This is a genomic window from Microvirga ossetica, assembly GCF_002741015.1.
In the GTDB taxonomy this organism is placed as follows: domain Bacteria; phylum Pseudomonadota; class Alphaproteobacteria; order Rhizobiales; family Beijerinckiaceae; genus Microvirga; species Microvirga ossetica.
In genome coordinates, this window is record NZ_CP016616.1 from 5,459,396 (window position 1) to 5,473,420 (window position 14,025).

14 protein-coding genes and 1 pseudogene are annotated in these 14,025 nt (G+C 64.8%); 9 read left to right on the forward strand and 6 right to left on the reverse strand.

Annotated features, from left to right (window positions below; translation table 11 throughout):
- Positions 1 to 7 precede the first annotated feature (7 nt).
- Positions 8 to 892, reverse strand: coding sequence for a histidine kinase dimerization/phosphoacceptor domain -containing protein (locus BB934_RS26010; RefSeq protein WP_157934312.1), 885 nt, complete (start codon positions 890 to 892; stop codon positions 8 to 10).
- Complete coding sequence (locus tag BB934_RS26015; protein WP_099512259.1) at positions 889 to 2,865, reverse strand: AI-2E family transporter; 1,977 nt, start codon at positions 2,863 to 2,865, stop codon at positions 889 to 891. Before BB934_RS26015 ends, BB934_RS26010 begins: the two co-directional genes overlap by 4 nt.
- Before the next feature lie 369 nt (positions 2,866 to 3,234).
- Here BB934_RS26015 and BB934_RS26020 point away from each other — a divergent pair, with 369 nt between their 5' ends.
- Both BB934_RS26020 and BB934_RS26025 read left to right on the forward strand, forming a co-directional pair.
- The gene (locus BB934_RS26020; protein ID WP_099512260.1) at positions 3,235 to 4,413 is read left to right on the forward strand and encodes a DUF2382 domain-containing protein; all 1,179 of its coding nucleotides are present in this window, start codon (positions 3,235 to 3,237) and stop codon (positions 4,411 to 4,413) included.
- Between the two features lie 377 nt (positions 4,414 to 4,790).
- Positions 4,791 to 5,030, forward strand: coding sequence for a DUF6489 family protein (locus tag BB934_RS26025; protein ID WP_099512261.1), 240 nt, complete (start codon positions 4,791 to 4,793; stop codon positions 5,028 to 5,030).
- A 354-nt stretch (positions 5,031 to 5,384) separates the two neighbouring features.
- On the opposite strand, the gene BB934_RS26030 is transcribed toward BB934_RS26025, so the two are convergent.
- The 3 genes from BB934_RS26030 to BB934_RS47340 all read right to left on the reverse strand — a co-directional run bounded on the left by BB934_RS26030 (position 5,385) and on the right by BB934_RS47340 (position 6,227).
- Positions 5,385 to 5,636, reverse strand: coding sequence for a hypothetical protein (locus BB934_RS26030; RefSeq protein WP_099512262.1), 252 nt, complete (start codon positions 5,634 to 5,636; stop codon positions 5,385 to 5,387).
- Positions 5,637 to 5,678: 42 nt separating this feature from the next.
- On the reverse strand, positions 5,679 to 5,999 hold the full coding sequence (locus BB934_RS26035) for an OsmC family protein (RefSeq protein ID WP_099512263.1): 321 nt from the start codon (positions 5,997 to 5,999) through the stop codon (positions 5,679 to 5,681).
- Positions 6,000 to 6,077: 78 nt separating this feature from the next.
- Entirely contained in the window at positions 6,078 to 6,227 is a 150-nt protein-coding gene (locus BB934_RS47340; RefSeq protein ID WP_157934313.1) for a hypothetical protein, read from the reverse strand.
- A gap of 253 nt (positions 6,228 to 6,480) precedes the next feature.
- Here BB934_RS47340 and BB934_RS26040 point away from each other — a divergent pair, with 253 nt between their 5' ends.
- The 7 genes and pseudogenes from BB934_RS26040 to BB934_RS26070 form a co-directional block, all read left to right on the forward strand.
- A complete protein-coding gene (locus BB934_RS26040) occupies positions 6,481 to 8,130 on the forward strand; it encodes an IS1182 family transposase (protein WP_099512264.1) in 1,650 nt (549 codons plus the stop codon).
- 202 nt (positions 8,131 to 8,332) lie between these two features.
- A complete protein-coding gene (locus tag BB934_RS26045) occupies positions 8,333 to 9,295 on the forward strand; it encodes a PhnA-like protein (RefSeq protein ID WP_099512265.1) in 963 nt (320 codons plus the stop codon).
- Positions 9,296 to 9,417: 122 nt separating this feature from the next.
- Positions 9,418 to 10,269: a YsnF/AvaK domain-containing protein gene (locus tag BB934_RS26050; protein ID WP_099512266.1), complete on the forward strand. Its 852-nt coding sequence runs from the start codon at positions 9,418 to 9,420 to the stop codon at positions 10,267 to 10,269.
- Positions 10,270 to 10,328: 59 nt separating this feature from the next.
- Positions 10,329 to 10,733 (forward strand): YidB family protein, encoded by a 405-nt coding sequence (locus BB934_RS26055; protein ID WP_237050105.1) that lies wholly within the window; start codon positions 10,329 to 10,331, stop codon positions 10,731 to 10,733.
- A 7-nt stretch (positions 10,734 to 10,740) separates the two neighbouring features.
- A complete protein-coding gene (locus tag BB934_RS26060) occupies positions 10,741 to 11,241 on the forward strand; it encodes a YciE/YciF ferroxidase family protein (protein WP_099512267.1) in 501 nt (166 codons plus the stop codon).
- A 115-nt stretch (positions 11,242 to 11,356) separates the two neighbouring features.
- Positions 11,357 to 11,761, forward strand: a complete 405-nt coding sequence (locus BB934_RS26065) for a YsnF/AvaK domain-containing protein (protein WP_237050106.1) — start codon at positions 11,357 to 11,359, stop codon at positions 11,759 to 11,761.
- A 136-nt stretch (positions 11,762 to 11,897) separates the two neighbouring features.
- Positions 11,898 to 12,658 (forward strand): annotated as a pseudogene (locus BB934_RS26070) (ATP-binding protein); the annotation flags it as partial.
- A gap of 323 nt (positions 12,659 to 12,981) precedes the next feature.
- Here the strand turns inward: BB934_RS26070 and BB934_RS26075 are convergent.
- Positions 12,982 to 14,013 carry an NADH:flavin oxidoreductase gene (locus BB934_RS26075; RefSeq protein WP_099512269.1) on the reverse strand — a complete coding sequence of 344 codons (1,032 nt, stop codon included), beginning with the start codon at positions 14,011 to 14,013 and terminating at the stop codon, positions 12,982 to 12,984.
- Positions 14,014 to 14,025: the final 12 nt, after the last annotated feature.

Genomic DNA, 14,025 nt, shown 5'->3' on the forward strand with positions numbered 1-14,025 from the left:
TCCGTGTCTAAGACAACGCACAATGCCCGGCTGTAGTATTAGGGCCGCACTGATTGATCAAGGATGTCCGCTCCACGCATGGGCATCCGTAAATTCCCGCGGAGGGCGGCCTCAGGTGGCGAGGACGGCGACCGGCAGGCGGATGTCGAATGAGCTGCCGGCCGCGCTCGAGGACTGGGACAGCGTGCCGTCCAACTGCCGCACGAACACGCCGATGTAGCGCGTGCCGAATTCCGTCCCCTTCGTGCCCGCCGCCGCGTCCGGACCGATCCCGTCGTCCGTGATGGACAGCCGGATGAGATCGTCTGACTGCCGTTTCAGGCCGATGCGGATCGCGCCATCGCCGGACGGAAAGGCATGCCTTGATCGCGTTGGTGGCGAGTTCGTTGACCATGAGGCCGATCGGCACCGAGGCATCCTTGTGCAGTGCCAGCGGCTCGGTGTCGACCGCAATGGCGATCTCGGAGCACTCGCCGAGCAGGCTTGCGCTGAGGTTGGCGGCGATCTCCGCGAGGTAGGCGTCGCCGCGGATGGCCTCGGCCGTCTCCGAACGGGCGATCAGGTCGTAGAGCTGCGCCACGGCAGCGATCCGACCCTGGAGCGCCTGCAAGGTGCGGGCATCACTGCCGGGCTGGCGGGCCTCATGCGCCACGAAGCTCATGATCACCGTGAGGCTGTTCTTGACCCGGTGGTAGATCTCCTGCTTGGCCTGATCCTGGTCACGCTCGCGTTGCACCCGGTCCGTGATGTCCTCGAAGGCCAGCAGCAGCCGCATGGTGTGGTTGCCGGGACGGAATACCTTGCGCGCGTTCAGGCGCATCACGCGGTGGCCAATTGCCGTCTTGGCACGCCTCGGTGGGCGGGCCGGGTATTCCCTCTCGGACCTAATCAAGCCGCGCTGATCGCAATCGGCCCCTTCAGGATCCCAGTCGCCTCCGTCTGGGCCATGTCCAGGCACAGGGCCATGGCCTCGCGCAGGCCGGTGGCCACGACATCCGCCCGAGCCGCCTCCTGGAGGGCCGTGGCAGCCGTGGCGTCCATTTCCTCGACCCAACATCCCAGCAGGATTCGCGCCTGCGGCATCTTGCGGCGCAGGCGACGCACCGCATAGCGCATGTGCGCCGGGCTGCCGGCGTCGAGATAGGACAGGCACACCATGGCGACGCCGGCATCGTCGATCCTCGCAACGGCTTGGACCGACAGGGAGGCTGCGCTTTCCACCCTGGCCTTGAGCCCATGCTTCGTCAGGAGCTGCGCCAGCATCATGGCGGCGGCCTCGTCGACCGGGCTCTGGCCGGCAATGCACAGGATCGGCGTCTCGCCCCGGAAGCGTGGATTGAGATCCTCCAGCGCCAGGCTCGGAAGGTCGGCCCTGCCGCTCTCGCCCTCGCTGGCCTCGACGGCCGCGGCCGCCTCGGGATCGTCGGTGCGACCGGATTGCGGCTCCTGGTCGGGATGATCGGAGAGATCGTCCACCAATTCCTCGACCGTCGCCCTCATGCGCTCCAGGCGGTCCTCGTTGAGGACACCACGCAGTGCGTCGGCGCGAGCGAGCCGCAGGCCGGCCAACGCCACCTCGTCGTAGTAGACGGAGAGCGAGCGCTCCTTCAGGAACTCCTCCGCCACGTCGGCTGCCTCCGCGGGATCACCGGCCAGCATGCGTTGGTAGAAGATCTCCGGCGGCGACAGAGCGGGGCGGTCGCCGAGCATGACATCGAGAAATTCGAGCTGCTCCACGTGCCGGCCGAGCACGACCAGGCACACGGTCAGCGGGGTTGCCAGCACCAGTCCGATCGGCCCCCAGAGCCAGGTCCAGAACGTCGCGGCGACGACGACCGCCACCGGAGACAATCCCGTGCTGTGGCCGTAGACGAGGGGCTCGACCACGTGACCGGCCAGCGGCTCCATGACGATGAACAGGGCCGCGGTCATCAGCAGCATCGACCAGCCGGGATCGACGGCCGCGGCCAGGGCCAGCGGAAAGGCAGCGGAGATGAACGCACCGATGTAGGGCACGAAGCGCAGGATCGCTGCAAGGATGCCCCACAGCACTGGGCTCGGCACTCCGATGAAATACAGGCCGATGCCGATCACCACGCCGAAGGCCGCGTTCAGAGCCAACTGGGTCAGGAACAGCTTGCTCAGACGGCCGGCAGCATCGTCGAGCGCTGCGGTGGTCTTCTGAAGATCATGCGAGCCGGCGAGGCGGATCAGGCGGTTCCGCAGGTCCTCCCGTTGCAGCAGAATGAAGATCACGAAGATGATCACGATCCCGGTGGTCGCGGCCGGATGGATGAGCGGCGTGATGAAGGCGCCGAGCGTTTGCAGGGCGCCTGGGTCGGGCTGGCGCACCTCCACCGGGATGGGCTTCGTTTCCGTGGCCGGCACGGTGCTTGGCGTCAGCGGATTGGTCGGCGGGGTGGCCCCGACGTGGGGCTTGTCGAGTTCCTTGCCCAGGTCCTGCAACACGTCCGCGGCGCGCTCGAGGGCGCTGCTGCTGGCGGCGGACCCACGCAGGGCCTGCACCTTCTCGCGCATCGTGACCTGGTAGCGCGGCAGGTCCCCGGCGAGCTGGGTGACCTGCGTCGCCATGACCGTCGCAAGTGCCGTGATACCGGCAAAGGCGACCAGGACGACGCCGATCACGGCCAGCGCCCGGGGCATATGCGCCTTCTGCAACAGCCGGATGAGGGGTGCCAGCACGAAGCTCAGGAGGATGGCGAGTGCCACCGGAACGAAGACCTCGCGCCCGACGTACAGAGCCGCGATGACGAGGGCGATCATGCCGACGACGCCAAGGCCGGCGGAAGAGGAGCCCGACGGGAGGATGGCCCGCTCGGCAGATTTTGGCTTCAGGTCTGGCATCGATCAGGGGTCCCAGGCCGCCGTAGGTCGTAAGCGCCGGCCCGGCCCGGTGCGATAACGTCGGGGGGACCAATTCGCTCCCTTGCCTCGGGTCGTCACCGGCGGCCGTTCCTCAGGAAACTGCCGTGTGGCAGGGAACCGGTCAGGTTCAAGGTCGTTGCCATGTTGCGACGCAGCAAATCCCTTCGCTGTTGCGAGATTGTCTTCCTAGTATCTGCGTCGCCGCTCTCCAAAGTTCAATCGATGCCGAAGTCCGCTCGCCTCGGAGAGCCATTGCTGCGCCCTGTCGCTGCGCTTCTCGAAGATCGGCTCGGGTATCGACGTCACCACCCAGTATTGCGTTTGGCTCCAATTTTTCATGAGGACGACATGACGACCATCAGACAACTGCTCCAGACCGGTCCGGCCAAGGCCAACGAACTCTTCGCGAAACTCGTGGATACCTCCGACGGCGCGGTCAAGACACGCGAGAGGCTGTTCGCGGATCTCAAGGCGGAGCTGGATCTGCTCGCCCGGCTCGAGGAGGAGCACCTGTTCCCGGTGCTGAGGAAACACAAGGCCACCAAGGGACTGGTGTCCGCAGCGCTTGCTGACAACAAGCAGACAAGAGTGCTTCTGGACGAACTTGAGACCACGCCAAAGGATGACGAGGAGTTCGCCACCAAGGTGGCCGAGTTGCGCAAGATCCATCAGCAGAGCGTGCGCGATGGGAAGAACGAGCTGCTGCCGGCTGTCCTGAAGGCGCTGAGCGACGAGGAAGCCCAGGCCATCGTCGACAGCATCGAGGCCGAGAAGGCGGAGATCGAGGAGGCCCGGCAGGTGGAGGCCGAACAGCGCCGCATCGAGGCGAGGTTCGAGCGCGAGCAGGAAGCGAGGCTCGTTGCCGAGCAGCAGGACGAGGCCGAGCGCGTGGAGGAGGCCCGCACGGCCGTCCGGCAGACCGTGGACGCCGTTGCGCGGACGGGTGAGGTCGCAGCCGAGAGTGCCAAGCAGATGGTCCGCAGCACGGCTGAGGTCGCGCAGCGGGTCGCGACGGCGCCTATGAGCACCGGCTCGGTTCTCTGGGATTCGATGTTCAACCTATGGACGGCTCCGCTGGGCCGCGCCGTGGCGCGTCCCACCAATGGCCTGCCGTCCTCTCAGGTCGAGGAGGTCATACCGCTCGCCGAAGAGACCCTGGTCGTGGGCAAGCAGAAGGTCACCAGCGGCACCACCACCGTGCGCCGCGTTGTCGTGGAAACCCCGGTTCAGCAGCAGGTGACGTTGTATGATGAGAAGGTCATCGTGGAACGGCGCAAGCCGGTCACCGATGCCGTGACGGGCGAGACCTTGACCGAGGTCACGATCGAAATGATCGAGACCACAGAGAGGCCCGTGGTTGGCAAGAGCGTGAAGGTGCGCGAAGAGGTTGTCGTGCGCCGGGAGCGCACCCAACGGAGCGAGACCGTCCGGGACACCATCCGTCGGGACGAGATCGAGGTCACGTACTCCGACGAGAACCAACCTTCCGGCAGGACGCGACCGGCAATCGCCGCTAGCCGCAAGTAAGTTCACGACAGCAACACCTCAGCATGCACACAGGTCGCGGTACTCAACCCCGACCTGTGTGCCCATAACCGGAACGGAGATGCCGACCACGACAGGGACTGCACCGGATCATCAGATCAGCTTCCGTGACAGTCACCATGCCTCCCATCGGGGAGGTTGGAAAAACGTCCCTTGGCTCGATCACGCGGTCTATACCATGCATCGCTGCTGATGGTGCCACGAAGCGACCGTGTTAGCCACCTGCGGATCACAGCTCCAGGGTCGCGGACCGAGGCATGAACCGGATCATCGGCTGCAACTCCGAAGCAGCCCCTAATCGCTGCTGCCATGGGACCCCACGTCCGCCGAGCCGTTAACCTGGGAAAGGATCATTCGAGATGAAAGTCACGATGAACGTTGATTGCACACCGGAGGAAGCACGCGCTTTCTTCGGCTTGCCGGATGTGCAGCCCATGCAACAGCACTTGATGAACGAGATGCAGGAGCGCCTGTCTGCCAACCTGAAGTCGATGGAGCCGGATGCGATGATCAGGGCCTGGTTACCGACTGCCGTCAAGGGCTTCGAACAATGGCAGGACATGCTTGCATCCCAAATGAGCTCGGCAAGGACGAAATAAGGATCTGGGCAGCAGTCACCGTCGTTCCCTCACACTGCGATCCGGGAACTCGCGAGATGCTGTCCCATTGGGGGCAGCCCCGAAACCGAGACCGAACATGTCCGAATGCTCTTGCGCGTCGACAGGATGTAAGCCTGCCTGCACCCTTGCTGTAAACTAACGATTCTGGGGTGCCTGGTGCCGAAGAAGCGTCATTTTGGAAATGTCGGCCAAGGGGCCCGCCGCGACAGAAACGTCGTTTGGATACGTGAAAGGCCGGCTTCCAAGGAAGCTGGCCTTCGGCTTTTCATAGGCACGCCAGCGCGCCGGATGCAGCACGACGTCACTCGCGTCTAAGAAGCCCTTGCCGGAGGATTATCGCAGGCGCTCGACATTGGCCTGGACCTTCTGGCGATACCCGCTGACCACCTGCTGAGCCGAGCCGCCTGCTGCAATCATGGCGGCTGCCTCCGCGAACGCGTTGACCTTTTCCGTCACCATCAGCAGGGTCTCGTCCGGAGTTCCCTGGCCTATCGCCACTTGAGACATCCGCGCCCAAATCACGGACCGTGCCTCAACTGCCAGCATCGTGGTGTCGGTGGCCAGTTTCATCCAAAGCACGAGCATCGGTATCTCCAGGGTGGAAGGGTGAAGGCATCAGGCCTGGCATCATGCCAGTGCGATGTCGAGGTTGATCGGGTTGTACAGGGTGTTGGCAACAGGGGACCATCGCACCGCATGATCGAGGAGCGCCTTGAGAACGTCGCGGGGCGTGTCGGCATCGATCCGCACGCTGATGCTGACCGTCTCGAATCCGAGACCCTTGAAGTCCAGATCGCCCGTTCCCCAAAGGGCCGCGAAGTCGATGTCGCCCTCGAGCTCGATCGCGAGCCGACGGATCGGGATCGCCCGGGCGGCGGCGTTGGCCTGGATGCTGACCGACAGGCAGGAGCCCAGGGCCGCGAGGAGCGCCTCCGAGGGACTCGGCATCGTATCGTCATTGAGTAGAGTGAGTGCTTCCACGTCGCTCCCGCCGCCGAACGGCGCCAGGTCGCGGACGTGATGCCTTTAGCTGAACCGTCCCGTGGCCTCGGTCCGGCACCGCAGCGTCCGGGTCGACGGCGACAGGGTCTTGCCTGACATCACCGGCAAATCCTCTCCACCCTGTCCGAGAAGCCCGAGCGGCTGGCCGGACGTCGGCGTCCTGCGGTCGATCACTGGGCAGCTCCTTGGGTCGGTGAATACCGAGAGTAACGCCTGCGCCCGCGTTCCGAGCCAAGCAAGATCGGTTTCCGGGTAAGCGAAAACGCATGGAGCCCCGCAGGCTGGAGCAGGACGAGGTCCGTTCTTTCCTGGCTTCGCCCCGCACGGCCACTTGACTGCGGCCGGCTCCCCTTGGGGTGGGGTCCATGCATCTTCGCAGATACTGTCGGCGAATTCCCTGTTGGCTATTCAGCAAGAGGAGGAATCCATGAGCCTTCATCCCGAGCCGATTGGTGAGATCCCGGCCGAGACCGTGCGAGTCGCCCGGGCAGCTTTCCCTAAGGGCAACATTGTGACCCGGCTCCGGGATGAATTTAGCATCCTCTACCAGGATGAGGACTTCCGACGGTTCTACCCGAGCCGGGGGCAACCCGCCCTTGCGCCGTGGCGGCTGGCTTTGATCACGATCTTCCAGTTCCTCGAGCACCTCAGCGATCGACAAGCCGCTGACGCTGTCCGGGCCCGGATCGACTGGAAGTACGCCCTGGGGCTCGAGCTGACTGATCCCGGGTTCCACTTCAGCGTGCTCACCGAATTTCGGGCCCGCCTTGTCGCCGGCCAGGCCGAGCATCTGCTGTTGGACACCATGCTCGAGCGGTTCAAGGCCCGCGGTCTGATCAAAGCGCGCGGCAAGCAACGCACCGACAGCACGCATGTGTTGGGGGCCGTGCATGACCTCCATCTTCTGGAACTCGTCGCTGAGACGCTGCGCGCCACTCTCGATGATCTGGCCGCCGTTGTTCCGGACTGGGTTCGCGTGATCGCTCAGCCGGCTTGGTTCGAGCGCTATGCACATCGCATTGAGGACTATCGTCTGCCCAAGAGCCGGGAGAAGCGTGAAGCTCTCTCGCTGGAGATTGGCACGGACGGGTTCTTCCTGCTCGACGCCTTGGACGATGCGAGCGCACCGGCTGCGGCGCGAGCGGTGCCGATGGTGCAGACGCTGCGCGACGTGTGGCGGGTGCATTACGCACGGGACGATGGGCGGCCGCGCTGGCGGGCTGGAGCGGAACTGCCACCGGTCGGCGAACGGCTGCAGTCGCCCTATGATCCCGAGATGCATTACTGCACAAAGCGTCAGATGGAGTGGTCCGGCTACAAGGTCCATGTCACCGAGACCTGCGATGACGATGCCGCGCACCTGATCACGCACGTCAAGACCTGCCCGGCGATGGAGCAAGACATGACGAGCACGGCCGAGATCCATGCGTGCCTGGCCGCCAAAGGCCTCCTGCCTTCTGAGCATTACGTGGACTCGGCCTACATTGATGCGGCCCTGTTGGTCAGCAGCCGGCAAGACCACGGGATCTCGCTCGAGGGGCCGGTGCGGGGCGTATCGTCCTGGCAGGCCCGCACGGGACAGGGATATGATCTGCCCAACTTCGTGATCGACTGGGAGCGCGAACAAGTGACCTGCCCACAGGGTAAGGTCTCCGCGACTTGGCGCGTCGCGCGCAGAGAGGATGGGAGCCCGCGCATCAATGCCGTGTTCAGCCGCTCTGATTGTGGAGCCTGCGCCGTCAGAGCGCTGTGCACGCCCGCGAAGGAAGCCCGCCGCGCCGTCTACTTCCACACGCGCCAAGAGTACGAGGCATTGAATGCAGCCCGATCCCGGATGCACGATCCAACATGGAAGGAGCGGTATCATATCCGGGCTGGCGTCGAGGGCACGCTCTCACAGGGTGTGCGGGGATTCGGAATGCGCCGGAGCTGGTATATCGGGCTCCTGAAGACCGGCCTCCAGGAGGTGTGTTCGGCGGCTGCGATGAACGTCTTGCGGGTCGTACACTGGTTGGACGGATGGCCGCGCACCAAGACGCGCGTGACCCGCTTTGCTGCGTTGGCGCCAGCCCTCTGAATTCGCCGACAGTATCTCTTCGCATAGCGGGTCACCGAATTTGCACCGTACCGAACGAGCGGGAACCGCGTTGTGTTTGATGTGCAGACAAGGCGCATGGCGTGCCGTCAAACACGTTCTACCCGTCTGCCCTAACCCCGGTGACCGTCGGTGTCCTTGTGCTCTCAAGGTCGGCCATCCCCCGTCCCCACAGGAGATCACGATGACGTCTACCGCATACCCTGACACTCCACGCTCGCGGGGCAACACCGACGCCCCTCACATCAGTGGGGTCACACCCGCCGAGGATGCCCGCACGATCCTGATCAACAAGGTCTCGTGGGGCGCCGTTCTGGCCGGCGTCGTCACGGGCCTCGTCGCACAGCTCGTCCTCAACATGATCGGGATCGGCATCGGCGCTTCGACGCTCGATCCCATGACCGGCGACAACCCGGCCGTCAGCAGCTTCTCGATCGGAGCCGGGATCTGGTGGGCGTTGTCAGGCATCGTCGCTGCCTTCATCGGTGGCTACGTCGCGAGCCGCCTGTCGGGGCAGCCAAAGGCATCGACCGGTGGCTGGCATGGCCTGACCACCTGGGCGATGACCACGCTGGTGATCTTCTATCTGCTGAGCACGGCAGTCGGCGGTCTCGTCGGCGGCGCGTTCAACACGGTCAGCGGTGCCCTGGGCGGTCTTGGTCGCACGGCGACATCAGTGGCCCAGACGGCCGCACCGGCGCTGGCTAATAGCACCGACCCGTTCGCCTCGATCGAGCAGTCGCTGCGCGGCTCGACCGGCAACGATCCGGCCGCCTTGCGGGATACGGCCATCGCCAGCATGCGTGCATTGGTGACCGGCAACCAGGCCCAAGCCAACGATGCCCGCGAGCAGGCCGCCCAGGCACTCGCCCGTTCGCAGAACATTCCGATCGAGGAGGCACGCACCCGCGTTGCAGGTTACGAAAAGCAGTATCGCGAGACGGCGGACCGGGCCAAGCAGCAGGCGACGCAGGCTGCCGACACGGCCGCCAAGGCCGTCTCTCGCGGAGCCCTTCTCGCCAGCCTCGCCCTTCTTCTCGGCGCCCTGGCAGCCTGGTTCGGCGGACGCCTCGGTGCGGTCGATCCGACCATCACAGCGCGGTTCCTGACCACGCGGGGCAGCAGCTCCACCAACAGGACGGCATGAGCTGACAGCCAACATTTCGATCAGCCGACACCGTTACGTCGGCTGATCCAATCCACACCGCCCGATCGGCCGACACCGATGTGTCGACTGATCGGGCCCTTCCAAATCACGGAGATATCACGATGACCCAACAAACCATGACGGCCCTCTTCGACGATCGCAGCGATGCCATGAAGGCGATCGACGAACTTGTCCGCGCCGGCGTGTCGCGCACCAGCATCACGCTGATGCCGGAGAACGAGAGCGCCTCATCCCCTGTGACGGGCTCGTCCTACGACACCGACCGTGATGAGAAGGGCTTCTTCGCCTCGCTGGGCGACTTCTTGCTGCCCGACGAGGATCGCTCCACCTATGCCGAAGCCATGCACCGCGGCAGCTCTATGGTGACCGTCATGGTTGATCCGGCCCAGGCCGAGCGCGCCGAGGACATTCTCGAGGAATACGGCACCGTCGACCTGGAGGAGCGCGAGAGCGCATGGCGCGCCGAAGGCTGGCAGGGCTATACGCCAGGAACCACTGCCATGAATGTTGCGACAACCAGGGAGGCGAACGTACCCACCACAGGCCGAGTGGCGGGTGCTGGCGAGGAGGTCATCCCGGTGGTCGAGGAGCAGCTCCGCGTCGGCAAGCGGGATGTCAGCCGGGGCCGTGTCAAGGTACGCAGCTACGTAGTCGAGACACCGGTGAGCGAGCAGGTCAGCCTGCGGACCGAGAGCGTCCACGTCGAGCGTCGCCCTGTTGATCGCGCCGCGGCGGTCGGGGACGATGCGTTCCGCGAGCGCACAATCGAAGCTCGAGCAACTTCGGAAGAGGCCGTGGTCTCGAAGGAAGCTCGCGTCACCGGCGAGGTGGTGGTCAAGAAGGGCGTCGAACAGCGCACCGAGACCGTGTCGGACAAGGTCCGCTCGACCAAGGTCGATGTCGAGGACGATCGGGTCGCGACGGACAAGGCCACGTTGAAGCGCTCGGTCTGAGCCTTGCGGGGCGGACCCGACCGGGTCCGCCCCCACTCACCCGATACGGAGAACAACAGGTGCAGTTCCTCGATGAGGCCGCCCGCGGCATTTACGGACCATCGGCGAGCAGCATCGATCCCTCCTCGCCGATCGCGGTCGCTGTCGGTGCCCTCCTGACATCACGAGGCGGCAAGGAGCATGGCGAAGGACTCCGCCAGCTCCTCGATCGCTTTATCCACTGCGGCCACGGCGCGATCGCTCAATCCTGGGTCGGCCTGGGCGACAACCAGCCGGTCACGCCGAACCATCTCGAGGAGGCCCTCGGTCCGGCAACGATCTACGCCCTTGCGCGCCAGTCCGGCCTTCCAAGCCAGGAGCTGCTCACGGAACTCTCCCGGCACCTGCCCGGTATCGTCGATAAGCTGACGCCGTTGGGTCAGGTGCCGGACGCACACAAGACGCATCAACCACCAGAACCATGAGGACATCATGCAAACGATCAAGGACCTGCTCATCGAAGAGATGAGAGACACCTACAGCTCCGAGACCCAGATTCTGGAAGGTCTCGGCGCCATGGCCGAGGCCGCCACGTCCCCGAACCTCAAGCAGGCGTTCCAAACGCATCGCCAGGAGACAGCGAATCAGGTCGAGCGCCTCAAGCAGGCTTTCGAGCACCTGGGAGCCGATCCCGATGGCAACACCTGCGAAGCCACGCAAGGTCTGATCGCAGAGGCGGAAGAGGTGATGGAGGAGGGGCTTCCGAGCGAGCTGCTCGACGTGGCGCTCGTCATGGCAGCGCAGAAGGTCGAGCATTACGAGATCGCCAGCTACGGCTCATTGAAGACCATCGCGCAGGATTGCGGAGAGAGCGAGGTGGCGGTGCTGCTTGGACAGACCCTGGAGGAGGAGAAGGCGACCGACGAGAAGCTGACACGGCTCGCAGAGACCGAGATCAACAAGACGGCCGTTGCCGCCTCCCCATCCGCTTGATCCAACGTTATTGAAAGCAGGCGCTTCCTCGCTTCGCAGCGACGCAAGCGCCTGCTCTTCTTGAGCGAGTAAAAGGTATTAAACCATGCGCGAGCCCACCTCCGGGAGTATCGAGATGAGTGAGACCGACAAGTCCGACACGCTCGTGATCCCGATCGTCGAGGAGGAGGCCAGGATCGCCAAGCGGCAGGTGGCGAGCGGCAGGGTCATCGTGAAGACCACCGTCGACACCGAGGAGCGCATCCTCAAGGAGATGCTGTCGCTGGAAACGGTCGAGGTCGAACGCATTCCCGTCAACCGCGTCGTCGATACCATTCCGCAGATCCGCACGGACGGTGACGTCACGATCGTTCCCGTGTTCGAGGAGCGCCTCGTCGTCGAGAAGCAACTCGTGCTGGTGGAGGAGGTCCGAATCCGCCGCACCGCATCGGTCGAGAACGTCGAGGTGCCCATAACGCTGCGCAAGGAGCACGCGGCCGTCGAGCGTCTCGACGGCTCGGGCGAGCCGATCACGGAGTGAGTTGACCTTGGGGCTGACATCCTGAGCGGCTTGCGAGAGAAGGATGTTCCGCTGTTCGAACCAACGGCGGAACCCTGAGCGTTTTTCGCCCGTTGCCAACGACCAAGGTGCAGGCTTCGACGGCGCGCGGCAGCAGGCGCGCGACGCCATAGACGGCGAGGGCCGGATCACGATCTCGGTGCGGCCAGTCCGAGGAAATGCCCGCCGTTCGCACGCATGGGGCGGTGCCTGCGCCTTACGTGGCGGTATCGATCAGCGACACCGGATTCGGCATCCCCGTTGGTCAGCTCGACCGGATCTTCGAGCCGTTCTTCACCACCAAGGGCGTCGGCCAGGGAACCGGCCTCGGCCTGCCGCAGGTGTTCGGCTTCGCCAAGCAGTCGGACGGCGAGGTGGTGGTCGAGAATACGGGTCGGCCAAGGCACTACCTTGACGCTGCACCTGCCCCGTGCCCCGGCCCCGGTTGGGGCAACGGCGGCTGCGGCGGAGACGTAGTCGACCGAGGATGGGGGCGGCACCTGCGTTCTGGTGGTCGAGGACAACCGCGACGTCGGCGCCTTCGTGACCCAGACGCTGGCCGAGCTGGGCTACCGCACGCACTGGGTCGAGAACGCCGAAGCGGCGCTCGACGAGTTGGCGGCGTCACCGGGCGCGCATGAGATCGTGTTCTCGGACGTGGTGATGCCAGGCATGAACGGGGTCGAGCTGGCCCGCGAGGTGCAGCGGCTCTACCCGGACCTGCCACTTGTGTTGACGAGCGGCTACAGCCACGTGCTCGCCCAGGAGGGCGGGCACGGCTTCGAGCTGTTGCAGAAGCCGTATTCGGTCGAGGCACTTTCGCGCGTGCTGCGCAAGGCGGCGTCCCAGAGGCGGTGCCGGCAATCACGGACCAGGTAGCATAAGCCGAAAGCTCCCCGATACTCCTCGGCCCAACGAGCTTGGTCCGCTTCGACGTTAGGAGGCGACGTTCGTTGGGCCGCTAGAAGGAGTATGTTTGACCCACTGCGGACCTTCCTGGCTCAGACCCAATATCCTTGAACCCTGCGAGATTACCGCCTGGGCAGGAGTTGTCCCGCAAAGGCGAGCCTTTCGGTCCGGAACGCGTCCAGCCGATGATAGACAGGCACCAATGACGGGCGGGATGACTAGGACGCTGATCGGCTGGGCCTGCCCCAGTCATCCGGCCCGTGTTGGACCTCCTCTTGGTCTTGCACTCGTGCCTAGTAGAGGGTTGCAAGAGCCTCGCGCGTAAAATCACGCAACTGCTCGGAGCGGCCTTCGCGGATTTTCGTCGGCCATTGCGGGTCGGACAGGATGGCCCGTCCCACAGCGACCAGATCGAAGTCACCGCGCTCGAACCGGCGCAGCAACTCGTCTAGGGAGCTTGGGTGCGAGCTTTCGCCCTGGAAGGCCGCGATGAACTCGCCCGACAGACCCACGGAGCCGACCGTGATCGTAGCCTTGCCGGTCAGCTTCTTGGCCCACCCGGCGAAGTTGAGATCCGAGCCTTCGAACTCCGGTTGCCAGAACCGCCGCTGCGAGCAATGGAAGATGTCAACTCCAGCCTCTGCGAGTGGTGTGAGCCAAGCCTCCATCTCCTCCGGCATCTTGGCGAGCTTGACGGCAAAGTCTTGCTGCTTCCACTGCGACAGCCGCAGGATCACGACAGTCTCCTCGCCGACAGCAGCGCGAACCGCCTTCACCACCTCGACCGCGAAGCGGCTGCGCTCGGGCAAGGTCGCCCCGCCCCAGGGATCGGTGCGCTTGTTCATGCCGGCCCAGAGGAACTGGTCGATCAGGTAGCCGTGAGCGCCGTGGATCTCGATTGCATCGAAGCCAAGCCGCTTCGCTTCGCCCGCCGCGCGGCCGAAGGCGGCAATGGTGTCGGCGATGTCCCGGTCGGTCATCTCGGGTCCGGTTTTCTCACCGGGGACAACGAGCCCGGAGGGACCCTCGAACGGTACAGGGGGCATCCAACCGGAGGCATGCGGGCGCATGACGCCCACGTGCCAGATCTGCGGTGCCATGGCGCCACCGGCGGCGTGCACCTGATCGATGACACGCTGCCAGCCCTCAAGCGCTGGCCCGCCGTGGAAATGCGGCACGTCGGGATCATTCGATGAGGCTGGCCTGTCGATCACAGTGCCCTCCGAGATGATCAGGCCGACCTCACCAGCGCGCCGGGCGTAGTAGGCCGCAACGTCAGGCGTCGGGATCCCGTTCGGTGAGAAGGATCGGGTCATAGGAGCCATGACGATCCGGTT

What these genes read in the sequence shown, in the direction of transcription:
- BB934_RS26015 (WP_099512259.1), bottom strand. Translation starts at nt 2,865, where the DNA reads ATGCCAGACCTGAAGCCAAAATCTGCCGAGCGGGCCATCCTCCCGTCG.
- BB934_RS26020 (WP_099512260.1), top strand. Translation starts at nt 3,235, where the DNA reads ATGACGACCATCAGACAACTGCTCCAGACCGGTCCGGCCAAGGCCAAC.
- BB934_RS26025 (WP_099512261.1), top strand. Translation starts at nt 4,791, where the DNA reads ATGAAAGTCACGATGAACGTTGATTGCACACCGGAGGAAGCACGCGCT.
- BB934_RS26030 (WP_099512262.1), bottom strand. Translation starts at nt 5,636, where the DNA reads ATGCTCGTGCTTTGGATGAAACTGGCCACCGACACCACGATGCTGGCA.
- BB934_RS26035 (WP_099512263.1), bottom strand. Translation starts at nt 5,999, where the DNA reads ATGCCGAGTCCCTCGGAGGCGCTCCTCGCGGCCCTGGGCTCCTGCCTG.
- BB934_RS26040 (WP_099512264.1), top strand. Translation starts at nt 6,481, where the DNA reads ATGAGCCTTCATCCCGAGCCGATTGGTGAGATCCCGGCCGAGACCGTG.
- BB934_RS26045 (WP_099512265.1), top strand. Translation starts at nt 8,333, where the DNA reads ATGACGTCTACCGCATACCCTGACACTCCACGCTCGCGGGGCAACACC.
- BB934_RS26050 (WP_099512266.1), top strand. Translation starts at nt 9,418, where the DNA reads ATGACCCAACAAACCATGACGGCCCTCTTCGACGATCGCAGCGATGCC.
- BB934_RS26060 (WP_099512267.1), top strand. Translation starts at nt 10,741, where the DNA reads ATGCAAACGATCAAGGACCTGCTCATCGAAGAGATGAGAGACACCTAC.
- BB934_RS26065 (WP_237050106.1), top strand. Translation starts at nt 11,357, where the DNA reads ATGAGTGAGACCGACAAGTCCGACACGCTCGTGATCCCGATCGTCGAG.
- BB934_RS26075 (WP_099512269.1), bottom strand. Translation starts at nt 14,013, where the DNA reads ATGGCTCCTATGACCCGATCCTTCTCACCGAACGGGATCCCGACGCCT.